The sequence below is a fragment of the Stenotrophomonas rhizophila genome (assembly GCF_001704155.1).
Lineage (GTDB): Bacteria > Pseudomonadota > Gammaproteobacteria > Xanthomonadales > Xanthomonadaceae > Stenotrophomonas > Stenotrophomonas rhizophila_A.
On sequence record NZ_CP016294.1, the window covers coordinates 617,501 to 637,186 of the forward strand.

Below are 19,686 nucleotides of genomic sequence, written 5' to 3' on the forward strand. Positions count from 1 at the left end.
CTAGGACTTAGTGATCCGGTGGTTCTGTATGGAAGGGCCATCGCTCAACGGATAAAAGGTACTCCGGGGATAACAGGCTGATACCGCCCAAGAGTTCATATCGACGGCGGTGTTTGGCACCTCGATGTCGGCTCATCACATCCTGGGGCTGTAGTCGGTCCCAAGGGTATGGCTGTTCGCCATTTAAAGTGGTACGCGAGCTGGGTTCAGAACGTCGTGAGACAGTTCGGTCCCTATCTGCCATGGGCGTTGGAGATTTGAGAGGGGCTGCTCCTAGTACGAGAGGACCGGAGTGGACGAACCTCTGGTGTTCCGGTTGTCACGCCAGTGGCATTGCCGGGTAGCTATGTTCGGAAGCGATAACCGCTGAAAGCATCTAAGCGGGAAGCGCGCCTCAAGATGAGATCTCCCGGGGCACAAGCCCCCTGAAGGAACCATATAGACTATGTGGTTGATAGGTCAGGTGTGTAAGTACAGCAATGTATTGAGCTAACTGATACTAATGATCCGTGTGGCTTGACCATATAACCTCAAGTTGCCTTGGCCGACATGACATGTCGATAGAGCCCAAGTGCACGCTACGTCACAAGAACTATGAGAGGCAGGCGCAGTATGGCCGTGCTTTTTCCCCAAGGGAAAATCCACGAACATCGCGACGCTCCAACCGTCTCCCTGGTGAAATTAGCGCTGTGGAACCACCCGATCCCATCCCGAACTCGGAAGTGAAACGCAGCTGCGCCGATGGTAGTGTGGCTCAAGCCATGCGAGAGTAGGTCATCGCCAGGGTTTACACCCCAAAAACCCCGCTGCAGATGCAGTGGGGTTTTCCTTTTTTTGCAAGCCCCATGTTTTCGGGAGCCTGCACCCGGTAGCACACGACCGTTGGTCGTGTGAAACGGGAGACACGAATGCCGAGCTGGCGCACTGCGCTGCTCCAACCGTCTCCCTGGTGAAATTAGCGCTGTGGAACCACCCGATCCCATCCCGAACTCGGAAGTGAAACGCAGCTGCGCCGATGGTAGTGTGGCTCAAGCCATGCGAGAGTAGGTCATCGCCAGGGTTTACACCCAAAAACCCCGCTGCTCACGCAGCGGGGTTTTTTCTTTGCGTCAAAGCGTGCCGACCAACGGTTGGCACCTACCGTGTTGGGATGATCGATGTGTGCCGACCAACGGTCGGCACCCACCGCGACGGGCCGGGCGGCGGTAGGGTCGATTCCCAAACGACTGCCGATAACGGTGATCGGCACGGTGACGCATGGACCCGAATCGAAACGCGTTGCCTGCGTTCATGGTCATGCCCCAATGCGGTAATCACCACCTCGGCGGTCGATTGGGATGCGACCCTACCGGGGTCTCCTGACGACTTGATTGCGACTTCCCGGATACCACCGGCCATGGGGAAATACCACTCTTTGGCCATGCCCAGTCCACGCCTCCTCATCGGCCGCCGCTCCCTTCAGGGCGCGTACTACATGCTCACCACCGTAGTGGCCGGCCGCGAATCGATCTTTGTCGATGACGCCACCGTCGAATGCGTGGTCGAGGCACTTCGCTGCTCAGATCGCGAACATCGCTCACGCACGCTCGCATGGGTGGTGATGCCGGATCACGTCCATTGGCTGATGCAACTGGGCAACGGCAACATCAGTCGCTGTGTCCAAGCCTTCAAATCCCGCTCCTCGCGTGCACTCAATCTGCATCGCGGCAGCGCGGGCTCGTTGTGGCAACGCGGCTTCTACGACCACTGCATCCGCTCCGACGAATCTTTACTCACACAGGCCAACTACCTGATCGAGAACCCGATTCGTTCGGGGCTCGCTACAAAGGCAGGCGAGTACCCGTATTGCTGGACGCGGTGGCCCTCCGCTACCGAGTGACCCCCAAAAAAGAAGCGGCGCCCAAAGGCGCCGCTTCTCTTCAACCAGCGATGTGGGCCAGGCTTACTTCGCAGCCGGAGCCGCCGCAGCCGCCTCGGTCTTGCCCTTCATCATCTCGTCGCGGGCTGCCTTGAACGGGTTGCCCTCGTACCAGTTCGGCCACTGGCCGCCCACGGCGATGGCCTTGCCCACGCCGTGCAGCAGCTCCAGGTCTTCCACGGTGCCGTCCAGCTTCCAGGTACTGGCGTCGTACTCGTCCTTGGGGCCGTGGTACCGATCGCGGCCATACGCCTCAGCCGCCTTGCGGCCTGCGTCCACGCCGCCGTCGAGCAGGTCTTCGCCGCCGTCGGCATACAGCGCCGGCACGCCGGCCTTGGCGAAGTTGAAGTGGTCCGAACGGAAGTAGAAGCCGCTCTGCACCGAGGTTTCGCCGTGCAGCGTGCGACCCTTCTCCGCCGCGAGCGGCTTGAGGATGTCCTCCAGCTGCGAGCTGCCGAAGCCGGTCACGGTCAGGTCCTTGGCCTTGCCGGCCACCGACATTGCGTCGATGTTGATCACGCCGGCAATCTTGTCCAGCGGGAAGGTCGGGTGGTTCACGTAATACTTCGACCCCAATAGACCCGATTCTTCCAGCGTCACTGCCAGGAATACCACCGAGCGCTCCGGCGCGGGCTGCTCATGCGCCATCGCGTCCGCGATCTCCAGGATGCCGGCCACGCCGGTGGCGTTGTCGATGGCACCGTTGTAGATGTTGTCGCCCTGCTCGCCTTCATGCTTGCCCAGGTGGTCCCAGTGCGCCATGTACAGCACGGCCTCGTCGGCATGCTTGGTGCCCGGCAGCACGCCGACCACGTTGCGCGACTTCTTTTCAGCGATGGTGCTCTTCAGGTCCAGCGAGATCTTCGCCTTCAGCGGCACCGGCTTGAAGCCGCGCTTGTTGGCATCCTTGTAGGCCTGGTCCAGGTCCAGCCCGGCATCGGCGAACAGCTGGCGCGCCGCATCGGCACTCAGCCAGCCCTGCGCCGGCAGGCGGGGTTCGGGATCGTCCTTGGCCGGCAGGTCGTACTGCGGGCCGGCCCACGAGTTCTTGACCACGTCCCAACCGTACGAAGCACCGGCGGTGTCATGCACGATCAGCGCCGCGGCAGCGCCCTTGCGGGCGGCCTCTTCGAACTTGTAGGTCCAGCGGCCGTAATAGGTCATGCGCTTGCCGTCGAACAGCTTCTCGTCGTTGACGTGGAAACCCGGGTCGTTGACGAACATGACCACCGTCTTGCCCTTCCAGTCCTGGCCGGCGTAGTCGTTCCACTTCTGCTCCGGCGCATCCACGCCGTAGCCGACGAAGACCAGGTCGCTGCCGTCGATCTTCACTTCCTTCTGGCCACTGCGGGTGCCGATCACCATGTCGGTGCCGAACTTCAGGTCGCGCTGCTTGCCGGCCTGGTCCAGCTTCAGCACGGTGCTCTCATCGGCGGTGGTTTCGGTCATCGCCACCTCCTGGAACCAGCTGTCGCCGTTGCCCGGCTGCAGGCCGATGCGCTGCATCTGGTCGCGGATGTACTCCACCGTGCGGTCTTCGCCGGTGCTTCCCGGCGCGCGGCCTTCGAACTCGTCCGACGACAGGGTCTTGACCAGCTCGCCGAAGTCGCCGGCGTTGATTTCGGCCGAGAAGGCGTGGCCGGCGGCGGCCGGGGCGGTATCAGCAGCCGGCGCGGCCGCCGGTGCGGTGGTCTCGCCCTTGCACGCGGTCAGCGCGGCGGTGGCGGCCAGGCACAACAGAAGTTTGCGGGACATCATCGATTCCTGGAGACAAAGGGCCGGTGCGCGGGCACCGGGTAAAAGAGTATCAATCGTTCGGCGCGGCGTCGGTGTCGAACGGCACGGGTTGGGCGCCCTCGACCGGACCGATGTGCGCGCTGCGGTGCACGTACAGGGTGACCTCGCGCTCGAAGTGCAGCGGGCCGTTGACCGCCGCATTCGGGCCGATGATCACGCGCGGCTTGCGTCCGGCGCGCAGCGACAGGCTGAAGCTGGGCTTGTTGACGTGGATGCCGCCCTCGACCACCGAACCGATGCCGACGGTGATGTCGCCGTTGACCGTCTCGATACCCTGGGACAGCCGCGTCTCCACCAGACCGATGCCGCCGTTGACGGTTTCCACGCCACCGTCGATGCGGGTGCCGCGGTCGACAAAGATGCTGCCGTTGACGGTTTCGACATCGCCATCGACCACGACGCGCTGGCCGATCCGGATGCCGCCGTTGACCGTCGAGATGCCACGGGTGCGGGCGCGATCATCCACCTGGATGCCGCCGTTGACGGTCTGGATGTCGCCGGCCTCGGCGCCGCCCTCGACGGTGATTCCACCATTGACGGTGTCCAGGTCGCCATAGGTCTGGCCGGCGCTGGCGGTGATGCTGCCATTGACCTTGCTGATGCCATCGCTGGCGAAGGCGGGCGCGCAGGGCAGCACCAGGGCAATCAGCAGCGGTAGCGGGAAACGTTTCATGGGGTGCCTCGTCCGGGTATGCGGCTGGCAGGCCGCCTTCAGGAATGTCACCATGCAGCGCTGCAATCCGCATCTGCCTGAAGTCACTGGAAAGCCCTTGCGCCCCAACGTCTTTTCCTCACGCGGGAATAACAATCCGACCGCTGGGCACGGCCGTAGCTCGCGCTGGCCGGTGGCGCTGTCGGCGCTGGCACTGATTCTGGCGATGATCGGCGCTGCGCCGCTGGCCGCGCAGAACCCGAAGGACGCCGAGCGCAAGCTGCAGAAGCTGCGCACCGAGCTGAAGGGTGTCGCCCAGGAACGACGCACGCTGGAAGGCCAGCGCGGCCAAGCCTCGCGCCAGCTGCGCGAGGCCGACGAGAAGGTCGCCCGCACCGGCCGCGTGCTGGCCGAGACCGAAACCGCGCTGCAGCGCGAAACCCGCGCCCTGCAGGAGGCGCAGCAGCGCCGCAGCGAACTGCAGGCGGGCCTGCAGCAGCAGCGCCAGGAGCTGGCCTCGCTGCTGCGCGCCGCCTACCGCATCGGCAACAACGCGCCGTTGAAGCTGCTGTTGTCGCAGGACCGGGTGGCCGATGCCAACCGCACGCTGGCCTACCACCGTTACCTGCAGCGCGAACGCGCGCGGCGCATCGGCGCGCTGACCGCCGACCTGACCGAACTGGAATCGCTGGAGGCGCAGATCGCCGAACGCCGCCAGGCGCTGGAAGGCACCCGCCAGCAGCAGAAACAACAGGCCGCCAGCCTGGCTGCGGACCGCCGCACGCGCGCCGAGACGGTGGCCAGTCTGGACGAACGCTACAAAGACCGCAGCGAACGCGAAAAAGCGCTGGGCCAGGATGCCAAGGCGCTGGAAACCCTGTTGGCCAACCTGCGCGCTGCTGCCGCCCGTGCCGAAGCCGAACGCCGTGCCGCCGCGCGCCGCGCCGCCGCGGAAAAAGCCGCCGCCGAGAAGGCCGAACGCGCTGCCGCCGCCAGTGGCACCAAGCCGCCGCCGCGCCCGGGCAAGACCCCGCCGGCCGTCGCCTCGGCGCCGGCGCCCAAGGTGGGCGGGCTGGGCTGGCCGCTGTCGGGCAACCTGCTGGCACGCTATGGCGGCAAGCTGCCGGACGGGCGTACCAGCAGTGGTGTGCTGATCAGCGCGCCTGCGGGCAGCACCGTCACCGCCGTCGCCGATGGCACCGTGGTGTTCTCCGACTGGATGACCGGCTACGGCATGATCCTGATCGTGGATCACGGCAATGGCTACATGAGCCTCTACGCGCACAACGACACGCTGCTGCGCGATGCCGGCGGCACGGTGAAGAAGGGCGATGCCGTGGCCAAGGTCGGCAACTCGGGCGGGCAGGGCGTTACCGCGCTGTATTTTGAATTGCGGCGTAACGGGCAGCCGGTGGATCCATCGTCGTGGCTGCAGCGCCGGTAGCCTGTTCAACGGGAATTTACCGTGCCTTCGCGCATAATCGGGCGACGCATCATCGGTGCGTGTGGTCCCGTCCCCCGCTCAACCTGGAGTGCTTCATGCGCGTAGCCCGTTCCGCCACCCTGCTGCTGGCCCTGGTGCCGGCGCTGTCTTGGGCGCAGCAGACCGCCCAGGTTCCGGAACGCGGCGGCGATGCAGCCTCCACCGAAGAGGCGGTGACCTCGCGCGTGCCGCTGGATGAAATCCGCCGTTACGTCGCCGTCTACAACGCGGTACGTGCCGCGTATGTCGAGCCGGTGGACGACAAGAAGCTGATGCAGTCGGCCATCCGTGGCCTGCTGCTGGACCTGGACCCGCACAGCACCTACTTCGACAAGGAAGATGCCGAAGCCTTCGACGAACAGGCCGAAGGTGCCTATGAAGGCATCGGCGTGGAGCTGCAGCAGCAGCCCGACAACAGCAGCCTCAAGGTCATCTCGCCGATCGACGACACCCCGGCGGCCAAGGCCGGCATCCTGGCCGGCGACCTGATCATCGCCATCGACGGCAAGCCGATCAGCGCGATCGAAGCCACCGAGCCGCTGCGTGGCAAGGCCGGCAGCAAGGTGATCCTCACCATCCTGCGCGAGGGCAAAGCCAAGCCGTTCGATGTGCCGATCACCCGCGAAACCATCCGCGTCACCAGCGTGCGCAGCCGCATGCTGGAACCCGGCTATGGCTACGTGCGCCTGAGCACCTTCCAGGCCGATACCGGTGCCGATTTCCAGAAGCACGTGGGCCAGCTGCAGCAGCAGGCCGGCGGCAAGCTCAAGGGCCTGGTGCTGGACCTGCGCAGCAACCCCGGTGGCCTGCTCACCGCAGCCGTGCAGGTCGCCGACGACCTGCTGGACAAGGGCAACATCGTCAGCACCCGGGGCCGCATCGCGATCAGCGACGCGCGCTTCGATGCCACGCCTGGCGACCTGCTCAAGGGGGCGCCGGTGGTGGTGTTGGCCGATGCCGGTTCGGCCAGCGCCTCGGAAGTGCTGGCTGGCGCACTGCGCGACAACGGCCGTGCCCGCGTGATCGGCAGCCGCACCTTCGGCAAGGGCTCGGTGCAGACCGTGCTGCCGCTGGACAACGGCGATTCGGTCAAGCTGACCACCGCGCGCTATTACACCCCCAGCGGCAAATCGATCCAGGCCACCGGCATCGTGCCCGACGTGGTGCTGGTGCCGGAGAAGAAGCCAGGCGAAGACGACGACCTGCCGGCCAGCCTGTCCGATTACAGCGAAGCGACGTTGCCGGGCCACCTGCGCGGTGACGAAGAAGGCGGCGAAGGCTACCAGGCCGGCGATGTACTGCCCGGCGACGGCCCGATCAACGACGCGCTGGCCGAGCTGAAACAGCCCGGTTCGGTGGCCGCAAAGCAGAAGGCCGACGCGGCGAAGAAGCCGGCGCCCAAGGTGGAAGCCAAGCCGAAGCCGGAAACAAAGCCGGAAGCAAAGCCGGAAGCAAAGCCGAAGACGGAACCTGCACCCACGCCGTGACGGGTGCACCCGCTGGTAGAGTCGGTTCCCAAACGACTGCCGATAACGGTGCAACGCCCGGTAACGCATTGCGTTGAACGGCGTAACAGCCGGATCCGCCGATGTTCATGCCGACATCGAACGCGGCGGGTACCACGGCGGTCGATTGGGATGCGACCCTACCAGCCTGCGGCGCACGCTTAAAACCCGTGCCGCTTCCGCAACCGCCGCGCGATCGCCGCGCGCACGTACACCCCATACACCAGCCCGAACACGAACCCGGCAATGTGTGCCCACCAGGCCACCATGCCGAAGGTCGGGCCGATGTACGCGAACACCACCTGCAGCCCCGCCCACACCCCGATCAGCAGGTAGGCCGGCGCCCGCACGAATTCCAGGAACAGCCCCAGCGGGATCACCACCCCCAGCCGCGCGCCCGGGAACAGGGCCAGGTACGCCCCGATCAGCGCCGACACCGCGCCACTGGCGCCGATGATGATCTGGTCCGGGCTGCCCATCGTGTAGATCGCGGTGAGGTTGGAGATCGCCCCGCCCACCAGGAACAGCAGGATCAGCCGCCACGGCCCCAGCACCCGCTCGGCGGGCAGCCCGAAGATCAGCAGGAACACCAGGTTGCCCAGCAGGTGCGACCAGTCCGCGTGCAGGAACAGCGCGGTGAACAGCCGCAGCACGCTGCCGTCCTCGAAGGTCGCCCACCAGTCCAACGGCCGGGTCAGCCCGGTGGACAGCGCGCCCCAGTCCATCCACAGGCTGCGCCGGGCATCGCCCGGGCGCGAGATCGACCACAGGAATGCGGCCCACAGCGTCGCGAACAGCAGGGGCGTCGCCCAGCGGACGGCGGACTTCTTGCGGGAGGGAAGCGAGACGAACATGCGTGGGCGCTAGCCTAGCGCGGCAACGCGCCTGAAGGAGCGAAGACGCGTTCAGCCTGAATAGCCGGAAAGGGTGATCGCGTTATTGTTTCATTAACTGGTCTGGGTATACTCGCATACGGCGTCGTATGTCGGGAGGGGAATCCGGCGCGTTGTGTCAAGTCCTTCGGGGCCTGGGACAGCGCAGGCGCGCGTTGCCAAACCACACGCATTTCCGGAGAGAACAAACGATGCATACCGCTTCCACCCTCGCTCGCGTCACCGCCCTCGCTGTCGGCATCGCCGGTGTCCTGGCCGTTGGCCACGTCAACGCCGCCGCCTTCCAGCTGAAGGAAAACAGCGCCAAGGGCCTCGGCCGCGCCTTCGCTGGTTCGGGCAGCGCCCAGGGCGACGCCTCGATCATCGCCGTCAACCCGGCCGGCATGCGCCAGCTGGAAGGCATGCAGATCCAGGGCGATCTGAGCGCCATCAGCTTCAAGGCCGAATACGAAGGCACCGGCCGCAAGCCGACCGGCCAGCCGCAGACCGGCGGTGACGGCGGCGACGCCGGCATGATCGCGCCGGTTCCGGCCGCGTACTTCCACATGCCGATCGGCGAACAGGCCCACTTCGGCGTGTCGCTGACCGCTCCGTTCGGCTTCAAGACCGACTACGACAACGGCTGGGTGGGTCGCTACAGCGGCCTGAAGACCGACCTGAAGGCGATCGACCTCGGCTTTGCCGCCTCGTACGACGTCAACCCGTACGTGTCCTTCGGCGCGTCGGTGTTCGTTGAGCACCTGACCATCGAACTGAGCAACAACATCGACTTCGGCACCGCGCTGGCCCAGTCCCGCGTGCCGGGCTTCGCCCCGGGCAGCGCCGATGGCAAGCTGACCGTCGAAGGCGACAACAACGCCGTGGGTTGGACCATCGGCGGTCTGTTCAGCCCGGACGAGAACACCCACATCGGCATCAGCTACCGTTCCAAGGTCGAGCACAAGATCACCGGCGGTGACGCCACCTTCGACGTGCCGTCCAACGCCGCTGCCGTGCTGGCCGTCGCCCAGCCGGGCCGCTTCGTGACCACCTCGGGCAAGGCCACCGTGACCCTGCCGGCGTCGGCCACCCTGAGCGTGACCCACAACGTCAACGACCGCTGGACCGTGATGGGTGACGTCACCCGCACTGCCTGGTCGACCGCGTTCGACCAGGTCACCATCGACTACGCCTCGGCGCAGCCGGACTCGGTGCTGGAATTCGGCTACCGCGACACGACCTTCGTCTCGCTGGGTACCGACTTCAAGCTGAGCGACACCGTCACCCTGCGTGGCGGCGTGGCGTACGACCAGACCCCGACCACCGACGCGCACCGCGACGTCCGCGTGCCGGACACCAGCCGCAAGTGGCTGTCGCTGGGCGTGGGCTGGACCCCGTCGGCGAACACCGAGTACAACTTCGGCTACACCCACCTGTTCACCAGCGACCCGAACGTCATCGTTCCGGCCACCACGAACAACCAGGGCAATTCGCTGAACGGCAAGTACAAGGTCCGCGGCGACGTGCTGGCTGCATCGTTCAACTACAAGTTCTGATCCACGGCGTTCGCGCCGCGTAACAGACGGAAGGCCCCGCGCAAGCGGGGCCTTCTGCGTTGTGGGTCGGCAACCGGATGCGAAACCGGATGCGGACGCGGATGCGAAACCGCACCGGTAGAGCCGACTGTCAGTCGGCTGCTCTACGCGCGGTCTACGGCTTCATGCGAACGGCAGCCGACTGACAGTCGGCTCTACCCGCACGCGGGCGAACGTCCTGCGGCGTACAACAGGCCCTGCCGCAGGTGCGCCAGGAAATCGCGGTTGCGGTACAGGCCCGTGTCATGGCCCAGGCCGGTGTACCAGCTGCGCCCGCCATCGAACCGGTGGCACCACGCAATGGGGTGGTCGGCACCCATCGTGCCGCCCTGGTACATGCGCTCGTCCACCGTGGCGGTCACCTGCACGGCCCCACGCGGGTTGCTGCGGTAGTTGTACAGCTCGTCGCGTACCGGCCACGAGGTGCCTTGCGGCTTGCCCTCGCGCTCAGGCTGCACGCGGCTGAACTGCAGGCCTTCGGGGTGGTTCTTGAAATACGCGCCCACCAGCTGCCCATACCAGGGCCAGTCGTACTCGGTGTCGGCGGCCGAATGCACGCCCATGAACCCGCCACCCGCGCGGATGAAGGTCTCCATCGCCTGCTGCTGGGTGGCATCGAGCACATCGCCGGTGGTGTTGGCGAATACCACCACCCGGTAGCGGGCCAGGTTGGCGTCGTTGAAATCGGCCGCGTTCTCGCTCTGGTCCACTGCCATCCGCTCGCGCTCGGCCAGCAGGCGCAGCGTGCTCACGGCAGTGGGAATGGAATCGTGGCGGAACTTGGCGGTACTGGTGAACACCAGCACGCGCTCGTTGGCCGCCGCCATGGCCGCCGGAACGGTGGACAGGAACATCGCCAACAGCAACGGCAGGACATTTGGGCGCATGGCCGGATCATGCCACAGCCCCGTACAATCCCGGTCCGCGTACAGGCGGCCGGATGCCGCCTGCGGCGCAGGAACCGCTTCACGATCCATGACAAGGAAACCACATGTCGCCCGTTCTGCTTCGTTCCACCCTGGCCTTCGCCCTCTCCGCGCTGGCCGCGCCGGCCTTCGCCGCCGCCGATTTCGCCACCTGCTTCACCCTCACCCCGGGCCTGCGCTACTCCACCGGCGATGAAACCCTGACCATCGAGAAGGCGGAGTTCGCCGGCCAGCAGGCTATCCGCGTGCAGAGCGCCGGTGGTGGCGTCGGTACGGCCGCCTACTACGATGCCAGCGGCCGCCAGCTGCTGGGCCAGGACCGCTACGGCATCTCCGCCTGGGGCGGCGACGCCTCCCGGCCGGTGATGACCGATACCTTCAAGCCCGCGCCGACCTTCCCGCAGACCGCCAGGCCGGGCGAGCGCTTCGTGGTCAACGGCAGCGGCGAACGCACCCACCACATGGAAGAAACGGTGGAGCCGGTGGATTACGACGGCTTCAACGACTACACCTTCGTCGGCTTCGAAGACGTGGAGGCCACGGTCGACGACCAGCCGCGCACCTTCAAGGACACCTGCCACGTCAGCGCGACCTTCGAAGACAACCGCTTGGAAGCCTGGTATGCACCGGGGTTCGGCCGCATCAAATTCGAGCGCTACATGGGCGAAGAACTGCTCATGCGCGATGAAATCGAGGCCATCCACGCCGAGTGACGGCGTCGGCATCACCCACAAAAAACCCCGCTTTCGCGGGGTTTTTCGTTTAAACCATCACCACGTCGATCAATCGCCCAACGTCAGCAGCGACGCATTGCCACCGGCCGCGGTGGTGTTCACGGTGACGGTCTTCTCGGTGGCAAAACGCAGTAGGTAGTGTGGGCCGCCGGCCTTCGGACCGGTGCCCGACAGGCCCTGGCCGCCGAACGGCTGCACGCCCACCACCGCACCGATCTGGTTGCGGTTGACGTACACGTTGCCCACGTTCACCCGCGAGGAAATGCGGTCCACGGTTTCGTCGATGCGCGAATGCACGCCCAGGGTTAGGCCGTAGCCGGTGGCGTTGATCTGGTCGATCACCGCATCGAGCTGGTCGCCCTTCCAGCGGATCACGTGCAGCACCGGCCCGAAGATTTCCTTGTGCAGCTGGTCCAGGTTCTTCAGCTCATACGCACGCGGCGCGAAGAAGGTGCCGTGCGCGGCCGCTTCGCTGAGCTCGGCAGCGGCGATCAGGCGCGCTTCCTTCTCCATGCGCACCGCATGTTCCTGCAGGATCTGCAGCGCATCGGCATCGATCACCGGGCCGACGTCGGTCGACAGCAGGCCCGGATCGCCGATCTTCAGCTCGGCCATCGCACCGGCCAGCATGGTCATCACCTTGTCGGCGATGTCGTCCTGCACGAACAGCACGCGCGCGGCCGAGCAGCGCTGGCCGGCCGAGGTGAACGCCGAACCGATCGCATCCTTGACCAGCTGTTCCGGCAGCGCCGAGGAATCGGCGATGAAGGCGTTCTGGCCGCCGGTTTCGGCGATCAGCACACCGATTGCAGCATCACGGGCCGCCATCGCACGGTTGATCGCGCGCGCGGTATCGGTCGAACCGGTGAAGGCCACGCCGGCCACGCGCGGGTCGGCGGTGAGCGCGGCACCCACGGTGGCGCCGTCGCCCGGCAGGAACTGCACCACGCCTTCGGGCACGCCGGCGTCCAGCAGCAGCTTCACCGCGTAGTAGCCGATCAGGTTGGTCTGTTCGGCCGGCTTGGCGATCACGCTGTTGCCGGCGGCCAGCGCGGCGGCGACCTGGCCCAGGAAGATCGCCAGCGGGAAGTTCCACGGGCTGATGCACACGAACACGCCGCGGCCATGCAGCTGCAGCTCGTTGGATTCACCGGTCGGGCTGGGCAGCTTCTCGGCATGGCCGAACTGCTCGCGCGCCTGCTTGGCGTAGTAGCGCAGGAAGTCCACCGCTTCGCGCACTTCGGCGATGCCGTCGGGCAGGCTCTTGCCGGCTTCCTTGACGCACAGCGCCATGAACTCGGGCAGGCGGGCTTCCAGCTGGTCGGCAGCATGTTCCAGGATCGCCGCGCGGCTGGCGGCCGGAGTGCGGTTCCACTGCGGCTGGGCGGCCACGGCGTTGGCCAGGGCCTTTTCCACGGTGGCGCTGTCGGCCGGCTGCCACTGGCCCACTACCTGGCGCGTGTCGGCCGGGTTGACCACGTTCAACAGCGCGCCGGTGGGCTGTGCACCCGGCACCAGCGGAGCGGCCTGCCACGGCTTGACGGCGGCGTTGAGCTGCTCGGCCAGGGCGCGCAGATCGTTGTCGTTGGCGAGATTGACGCCCATGGAATTCTTCCTGTCGTGGTTCTGGCTGCGCAGCAGGTCAACCGGCAGCGGGATTTTCGGGTGCGGAATGGAATCGAACGAGGCAACGGCGTCGACCGGATCGCGGATCAGGTCATCGATGGCCACCGCGTCGTCGGTGATGCGGTTGACGAAGCTGGAGTTGGCGCCGTTCTCGAGCAGGCGGCGCACCAGGTACGGCAGCAGGTCTTCGTGCGAACCCACCGGTGCGTACACGCGGCACGGCACGTTCAGGCGGTTGGCCGGCACCACTTCGGCGTACAGGTCATCGCCCATGCCGTGCAGCTTCTGGTGTTCGTACTGGCCACCCTGCGCGATCGCCTGCACCGCCGCGATGGTGTGCGCGTTGTGCGTGGCGAACATCGGGTAGATCGCATCGGCATGGGTGAACAGACGCTTGGCACAGGCCAGGTAGGACACGTCGGTGTTCTGCTTGCGGGTGAACACCGGGTAGGCCGGCAGGCCGTCGATCTGGGCGCGCTTGATCTCCGCGTCCCAGTACGCGCCCTTGACCAGGCGCACCTGCAGGCGACGGCCGATGCGGCGGGCCAGGTCGGCCAGGTAGTCGATCGTGTACGGGGTGCGCTTCTGGTACGCCTGCACCACCACGCCGAAGCCTTCCCACCCGGCCAGCGAGGCATCGCTCACCACCGCTTCAATGATGTCCAGCGACAGTTCCAGGCGGTCGGTTTCCTCGGCATCCACCGTGCAGCCGATGCCGTACGACTTGGCCAGTCGTGCCAGTTCCAGCACGCCCGGGACCAGGTCGGCCATCACGCGCGCGCGCTTGGCGTGCTCATAGCGCGGGTACAGCGCCGACAGCTTGATGGAAATGCCCGGGGCCGAATTGACGTCGCCATCCGGGCGGCCGCCACGGGCCTTGTGGTCGCCACCGATGGAGTGGATCGCGCGGCGGTAGTCTTCCAGGTAACGCTTGGCGTCCTTCATGGTCAGCGCGCCTTCGCCAAGCATGTCGAACGAATAGCGGTAGCTGGCGTTGTCGCCCTTGTGCGAGCGCGACAGCGCTTCGTCGATGGTGCGGCCCATGACGAACTGGTGGCCCATGATCTTCATCGCCTGGCGCACGGCCAGGCGGATCACCGGCTCACCCACGCGGCCCATCAGGCGCGCGAATGCGCCCGGCACGTCGGCGCGGGTGGAGTCGTTGATCTGGACGATGTGGCCGGTGAGCATCAGGCCCCAGGTGGAGGCGTTGACCAGCACCGAATCGCTGCCGCCCAGGTGCTTCTTCCAGTCCGCTTCGCCGAGCTTGTCGCGGATCAGCTTGTCGGCGGTGTCCTGGTCCGGAATGCGCAGCAGCGCTTCGGCCACGCACATCAGCAGCACGCCTTCCTCGCTGCCCAGGTCGTACTGGCGCATGAAGGCTTCGATCGCGCCCTGGTCCTTGGCACGCACGCGTACGCGCTTGACCAGGTCGGCGGCGGTGGCCTGCACCTTCGCTTGCTCGTCGGCGGGCAGGCGCGCCTGCGCCAGCAGCTCGCGCACGTGGCTGGCCTCGTCCTTCATCCAGGCATCGGTGATCGCCTGGCGGAACGCATTGGGAACGGCCGGCAGCTCGGGGGACAGCAGCGGCGGGCGGGAGGCGCCGGACGGGGCCGGGGCAGGGGGAAGCGCGGAAGGTGCGGTCATGCCGGTTGGCTCGTGGAAAACTTGACCATTTTAATCGCTTTTTCATCCGTGAAAGCAATCGGAGATGCGCCGCCGATTACGGTCATAGCCTTTCATACAGGGGGATTCGGCGGATCCAGCGGTGTCGTTAAAAGCTGTGCCGATTTCGTCAAAACAGCTGCCGATGCTTATGCTGTATTGCACCATTGTCAAAACTGTGAATGGACCCTTGCCGGTCGCGCGAGATCAGGGCTACCATCGAGACGTTTCCTGCGGCAGGAACACGCGTCCCCCACGGGCGCTCGAATGAACGGTGTGTGCGGAGATGAATCCGCACCCGGTCGATCGCCGGTGTTCAGTGCATACCCCCATGGGGTGGGGGCTGATCGTCGGCGGGAAGAGAACCAGAAGGCTTGCTAGTGGCCAGCGATGGCTGCAACCGACGACGCTAAGGGTCTAGGCAATGAAGCAACGCAGAAAGTGGGGCACGCAGTTCGCAAAGGCAGTGGGGTGTGGGGCAGCGCTGATGGCGCCGGCACTGGCGTGGGCTCAATCGGCCGACCCGGTTCCGTGGCAGCTGAACATGGGCAAGGGGGTCACCCAGAGCTCGCGGCTGGCCTGGGAATCCAACATGTTCTCCCTGTGGGTGTGTACGGTCATCGGCGTGCTGGTGTTCGGCGCGATGTTCTATGCCATCTTCAAGTTCCGCAAATCCAAGGGGGCGGTCGCCGCCACCTTCAGCCACAACACCAGGGCCGAGATCGTCTGGACGGTCATTCCAGTGATCATCCTGGTGGTGATGGCGTGGCCGGCCACGGCCAACCTGATCAAGTTCTACGACACCCGCGATGCTGAAATGACCGTCAAGGTCACTGGCTACCAGTGGATGTGGAAGTACGAATACCTGGGTGAAGACGTCACCTTCACCAGCCGCCTGGACCGCGAATCCGACCGGGTCCGGCAGAGCGGCAAGGTACCCGACCGCGAAAGCCACCCGCATTACCTGCTCGACGTGGACAACCGCCTGGTGCTGCCGGTCGACACCAAGGTGCGTTTCGTCATCACCTCCGATGACGTGATCCACGCGTGGTGGGTGCCCGCGCTGGGCTGGAAGCAGGACGCCATTCCCGGTTTCGTCAACGAAGCCTGGACCAATATCGAGAAGGTCGGCGTGTACCGCGGCCAGTGTGCCGAACTGTGCGGCAAGGACCATGGCTTCATGCCCATCGTGGTGGAAGCGGTGTCCAAGGAAGATTTCCAGAAGTGGCTGGCCGAAAAGCGGCCCAAGGCGCCCGACCCGGCGCCGGCACCGGCCGCACCGGAAGCCGCCCCTGCGCCCGCAGACCCGGCGGCGCCCACACCCGAGGCTGCACCCGCAGCTGCACCGGCGCCTGAAAACGCCTGATACGAACCGCGCGCGCCGTGCGGCGCGCGCTGATACCGAACCAACGAGGTGGTGTGGCGATGGCGCATTCCGCAGTTGATCACGACGGGCATCACGGGCATCAGCAGTCGTTCTTCGAACGTTGGTTCTTCTCGACCAACCACAAGGACATCGGCACGCTCTACCTGCTTTTCAGCTTCATCATGTTCATCATCGGCGCGGCGATGAGCGTGATCATCCGCGCCGAGCTGATGCAGCCCGGCCTGCAGTTCGTGAAGCCGGAAACCTTCAACCAGCTCACCACCGTGCACGCGCTGGTGATGATCTTCGGTGGCGTCATGCCCGCCTTCGTCGGCCTGGCCAACTGGATGATCCCGCTGCAGGTGGGCGCGCCGGACATGGCGCTGCCGCGCATGAACAACTGGTCGTTCTGGCTGCTGCCGGTCGCCTTCAGCCTGCTGCTGCTCACCTTCCTGCTGCCCGGCGGCGCGCCAGCCGGCGGCTGGACCCTGTACCCGCCGCTGTCGCTGCAGGGCGGCTACAACGTGGCGTTCACCGTGTTCGCCATCCACGTGGCCGGCATCAGTTCGATCATGGGCGCGATCAACATCATCGCCACCGTGCTCAACATGCGCGCGCCGGGCATCGACCTGCTGAAGATGCCGATCTTCTGCTGGTCCTGGCTGATCACCGCCTTCCTGCTGATCGCGGTGATGCCGGTGCTGGCCGGTGCGGTGACCATGCTGCTCACCGACAAGTTCTTCGGTACCAGCTTCTTCAACGCGGCCGGCGGCGGCGACCCGGTGATGTTCCAGCACATCTTCTGGTTCTTCGGCCACCCGGAGGTGTACATCATGATCCTGCCGGCGTTCGGCGTGGTCAGTGAAATCATCCCCACCTTCAGCCGCAAGCCGCTGTTCGGTTACCAGGCCATGGTCTACGCGATCGCCGCGATCGCCTTCCTGTCCTTCATCGTCTGGGCCCACCACATGTTCACCGTGGGCATGCCGCTGGGCGGCGAAATCTACTTCATGTTCGCCACCATGCTGATCTCCATCCCCACCGGGGTGAAGGTGTTCAACTGGGTGAGCACCATGTGGCGCGGTTCGCTCACCTTCGAGGCGCCCATGCTGTGGGCGGTCGCCTTCGTGATCCTGTTCACCATCGGCGGCTTCTCCGGCCTGATGCTGGCCATCGTGGTGGCCGACTTCCAGTACCACGACACCTACTTCGTGGTGGCGCACTTCCACTACGTGCTGGTCACCGGCGCGGTGTTCGCGCTGATCGGCGCGGTGTACTACTGGTGGCCGAAGTGGACCGGGCGCATGTACAGCGAGTTCTGGGCCAAAGTGCACTTCTGGTGGTCCATCATTTTCGTGAACCTGCTGTTCTTCCCGCAGCACTTCCTGGGCCTGGCCGGCATGCCGCGCCGCATTCCCGATTACAGCGTGGCGTTTGCCGACTGGAACCTGATCAGCTCCATCGGCGCGTTCGGCATGTTCGTGACCCCGTTCATGATGGCCGCGATCCTGATCGCCTCGCTGCGCAACGGCGAAAAGGCCGCTGACCGCGCCTGGGAAGGTGCACGCGGGCTGGAATGGACGGTTCCGTCACCGGCACCGGCGCATACCTTCACCGTACCGCCGACCATCCGCCCGGGCGATCTGGCCCATGACGACATCACCCATTGAGGTCTGCCATGCATGATGTCCATCAACAGGATCTGGCTGCCCGCCGCCAACGCGCACGGCGCACCGCGCTGTGGGTCGGTGCGGTAGCGATCCTGGTCTATGTCGGCTTCATCCTGAGCGGGGTGCTGGGCCGATGAGCGAGACCCGCCCCGCACCGCATGCCGGGCTGCCGCGCCTGATCGCGGTGGCGGTGGCGGTGTTCGTGCTCACCTTCTCGCTGGTGCCGCTGTATCGCATCGCCTGCGAAAAGGTGTTCGGGGTGCGGCTGGAGCGTGGCCCTGGTGCGGCGGCGGTGGGCGCGCCCGGCGCAGCCAAGCGCACCGTGCGGGTGCAGTTCGATGGCGGCGTGAACTCCAAACTGCCGTGGGCCTTCCACCCCGAACAGCTGACCATGGACGTGGTGCCCGGCGAACTCAACGAAGCGCTGTACTACGCGCGCAATGACAGCGACCACGCGCTGGTGGGCAGCGCGGTGCCGTCGGTGGCCCCGGCCAAGGCCTCGGGTTACTTCAGCAAGACCGAATGCTTCTGCTTCACCGCGCAGACCCTGGTGGCCGGCGAGAAACGCGACATGCCGGTGCGTTTCATCGTCGATCCGGACCTGCCCGCCAACATCAAGACCATCACCCTGTCCTACACGTTCTACAAGAACGACGCGCTGTCGGCGCAGCTGGCCACGGCGACCCCGCCGGCCACCGCGCGCTCGGCACCCTGATACGTACCCGGATACCGATCATGGCCACCCAGCACAGCCCAGACGCCAACGTGTACTTCGTGCCCACCCACAGCAAGTGGCCCTTCATCGGCTCCATCGCGATGATGGTCACCATGGTGGGCGTGGCCAGCTGGCTCAATGATGCCGGCTGGGGCAAGTGGACCTTCTACGCCGGCATCGCCATGCTGGTGCTGACCCTGTTCTGGTGGTTCAGCGACGTCGTGCGCGAATCGCAGGCCGGCAACTACAACCACCAGGTCGACGGCTCGTTCCGGATGGGCATGGTGTGGTTCATCTTCTCCGAAGTGATGTTCTTCGGTGCCTTCTTCGGCGCGCTGTTCTACACCCGCAACCTGGGCCTGCCGTGGCTGGGCGGCGAGGGCGACGGGGTGATGACCAATGAACTGCTCTGGGATGGCTATTCGGCCGCCTGGCCGACCAACGGCCCGGGCGCCATCGGCGGCCACTTCCAGACCATTCCGGCCTGGGGCCTGCCGCTGATCAACACGCTGATCCTGCTTACCTCCGGCGTCACCCTCACCATCGCCCACCACGCGCTCAAGGCCGGCCACCGCCGCCAGCTGCTGGTGTGGCTGGGCATCACCGTGCTGCTGGGCGCGTTCTTCCTCACCCTGCAGGCCGAGGAATACATCCACGCCTACAAGGAGCTCAACCTCACCCTGGGCTCGGGCATCTACGGCTCCACGTTCTTCATGCTCACCGGCTTCCACGGCGCGCACGTGCTGCTGGGCACGATCATGCTGATCGTGATGTGGCTGCGCTCGGCCAAGGGCCACTTCACCCGCGACAACCATTTCGGTTTCGAGGCCGCCGCGTGGTACTGGCACTTCGTCGACGTGGTGTGGCTGATGCTGTTCCTGTTCGTCTACGTGCTGTAGCGTCGGGCGGTATCAGCCGCCCACGCCGTGGGGTTTGATCCAGCCGCTGTAGATGCCGATGGCCACCAGCACGATCAGCGCCACCGATACCGCGATGCGGCGGGTGAGCGCATTGACCGTGCGTTTGGTCTGGCCACGGTCGACCAGCAGGTAATACAGCCCCGCGCCCAGATTCCAGACGATGACGATCAGAAACGCGATTACCAGCAGGGTCTTCAACGAATCATTCATGCGCAGCTCGAGGGCAGGGCGGGTATGCCTAT

16 protein-coding genes and 3 rRNA genes (1 of these 19 running past the window's edge) are annotated in these 19,686 nt (G+C 65.7%); 13 read left to right on the forward strand and 6 right to left on the reverse strand.

Translation table 11 applies throughout. From position 1 onward, the window contains the following. From BAY15_RS02620 to BAY15_RS02635, 4 genes are all read left to right on the forward strand, one after another. A 23S ribosomal RNA gene (locus tag BAY15_RS02620) occupies positions 1-524 on the forward strand; it begins 2,355 nt to the left of the window's first position. 147 nt (positions 525-671) lie between these two features. Beyond that, positions 672-786: ribosomal RNA gene (gene rrf, locus BAY15_RS02625) — 5S ribosomal RNA — on the forward strand. Positions 787-945: 159 nt separating this feature from the next. Then, a 5S ribosomal RNA gene (rrf, locus tag BAY15_RS02630) occupies positions 946-1,060 on the forward strand. A 414-nt stretch (positions 1,061-1,474) separates the two neighbouring features. Further along, on the forward strand, positions 1,475-1,879 hold the full coding sequence (locus tag BAY15_RS02635; RefSeq protein ID WP_237334306.1) for an REP-associated tyrosine transposase: 405 nt from the start codon (positions 1,475-1,477) through the stop codon (positions 1,877-1,879). A gap of 63 nt (positions 1,880-1,942) precedes the next feature. Here the strand turns inward: BAY15_RS02635 and BAY15_RS02640 are convergent, their stop codons facing one another. Both BAY15_RS02640 and BAY15_RS02645 read right to left on the reverse strand, forming a co-directional pair. Then, positions 1,943-3,673 (reverse strand): M28 family metallopeptidase, encoded by a 1,731-nt coding sequence (locus tag BAY15_RS02640; RefSeq protein WP_068848730.1) that lies wholly within the window; start codon positions 3,671-3,673, stop codon positions 1,943-1,945. 52 nt (positions 3,674-3,725) lie between these two features. Next, a complete protein-coding gene (locus BAY15_RS02645) occupies positions 3,726-4,388 on the reverse strand; it encodes a hypothetical protein (RefSeq protein WP_068848732.1) in 663 nt (220 codons plus the stop codon). A gap of 205 nt (positions 4,389-4,593) precedes the next feature. On the opposite strand from BAY15_RS02645, the gene BAY15_RS02650 reads away from it, so the two are divergent. Beyond that, a complete protein-coding gene (locus tag BAY15_RS02650) occupies positions 4,594-5,811 on the forward strand; it encodes a murein hydrolase activator EnvC family protein (RefSeq protein ID WP_237334340.1) in 1,218 nt (405 codons plus the stop codon). Between the two features lie 95 nt (positions 5,812-5,906). After that, a complete protein-coding gene (locus tag BAY15_RS02655) occupies positions 5,907-7,337 on the forward strand; it encodes a S41 family peptidase (RefSeq protein WP_068848736.1) in 1,431 nt (476 codons plus the stop codon). 179 nt (positions 7,338-7,516) lie between these two features. Here the strand turns inward: BAY15_RS02655 and BAY15_RS02660 are convergent, their stop codons facing one another. Next, positions 7,517-8,209, reverse strand: a complete 693-nt coding sequence (locus BAY15_RS02660; RefSeq protein ID WP_068848738.1) for a rhomboid family intramembrane serine protease — start codon at positions 8,207-8,209, stop codon at positions 7,517-7,519. Positions 8,210-8,439: 230 nt separating this feature from the next. Between BAY15_RS02660 and BAY15_RS02665 the strand changes: the two genes are divergently transcribed. After that, complete coding sequence (locus BAY15_RS02665; RefSeq protein ID WP_068848740.1) at positions 8,440-9,783, forward strand: outer membrane protein transport protein; 1,344 nt, start codon at positions 8,440-8,442, stop codon at positions 9,781-9,783. 194 nt (positions 9,784-9,977) lie between these two features. Here the strand turns inward: BAY15_RS02665 and BAY15_RS02670 are convergent, their stop codons facing one another. Next, the gene (locus BAY15_RS02670; protein WP_068854515.1) at positions 9,978-10,709 is read right to left on the reverse strand and encodes a ThuA domain-containing protein; all 732 of its coding nucleotides are present in this window, start codon (positions 10,707-10,709) and stop codon (positions 9,978-9,980) included. 104 nt (positions 10,710-10,813) lie between these two features. On the opposite strand from BAY15_RS02670, the gene BAY15_RS02675 reads away from it, so the two are divergent. Next, positions 10,814-11,461: a hypothetical protein gene (locus BAY15_RS02675; protein WP_068848742.1), complete on the forward strand. Its 648-nt coding sequence runs from the start codon at positions 10,814-10,816 to the stop codon at positions 11,459-11,461. Positions 11,462-11,530: 69 nt separating this feature from the next. On the opposite strand, the gene putA is transcribed toward BAY15_RS02675, so the two are convergent. Continuing rightward, the gene (gene putA / locus BAY15_RS02680; RefSeq protein ID WP_068848744.1) at positions 11,531-14,755 is read right to left on the reverse strand and encodes a bifunctional proline dehydrogenase/L-glutamate gamma-semialdehyde dehydrogenase PutA; all 3,225 of its coding nucleotides are present in this window, start codon (positions 14,753-14,755) and stop codon (positions 11,531-11,533) included. 442 nt (positions 14,756-15,197) lie between these two features. Here putA and coxB point away from each other — a divergent pair, with 442 nt between their 5' ends. The 5 genes from coxB to BAY15_RS02700 are packed head-to-tail and all read left to right on the forward strand — an operon-like array spanning position 15,198 to position 19,423. Continuing rightward, a complete protein-coding gene (coxB, locus tag BAY15_RS02685) occupies positions 15,198-16,139 on the forward strand; it encodes a cytochrome c oxidase subunit II (RefSeq protein WP_068848746.1) in 942 nt (313 codons plus the stop codon). Between the two features lie 59 nt (positions 16,140-16,198). Next, positions 16,199-17,809, forward strand: coding sequence for a cytochrome c oxidase subunit I (gene ctaD, locus BAY15_RS02690; protein WP_068848748.1), 1,611 nt, complete (start codon positions 16,199-16,201; stop codon positions 17,807-17,809). Between the two features lie 8 nt (positions 17,810-17,817). Then, positions 17,818-17,946 carry a hypothetical protein gene (locus BAY15_RS19620; RefSeq protein ID WP_256947664.1) on the forward strand — a complete coding sequence of 43 codons (129 nt, stop codon included), beginning with the start codon at positions 17,818-17,820 and terminating at the stop codon, positions 17,944-17,946. Beyond that, a complete protein-coding gene (locus BAY15_RS02695) occupies positions 17,943-18,524 on the forward strand; it encodes a cytochrome c oxidase assembly protein (protein WP_068848749.1) in 582 nt (193 codons plus the stop codon). Before BAY15_RS19620 ends, BAY15_RS02695 begins: the two co-directional genes overlap by 4 nt. 20 nt (positions 18,525-18,544) lie before the next feature. Further along, on the forward strand, positions 18,545-19,423 hold the full coding sequence (locus BAY15_RS02700) for a cytochrome c oxidase subunit 3 (RefSeq protein WP_068848751.1): 879 nt from the start codon (positions 18,545-18,547) through the stop codon (positions 19,421-19,423). A 12-nt stretch (positions 19,424-19,435) separates the two neighbouring features. Here BAY15_RS02700 and BAY15_RS02705 read toward each other — a convergent pair whose 3' ends face one another. Further along, on the reverse strand, positions 19,436-19,654 hold the full coding sequence (locus BAY15_RS02705) for a twin transmembrane helix small protein (RefSeq protein ID WP_068848753.1): 219 nt from the start codon (positions 19,652-19,654) through the stop codon (positions 19,436-19,438). Positions 19,655-19,686: the final 32 nt, after the last annotated feature.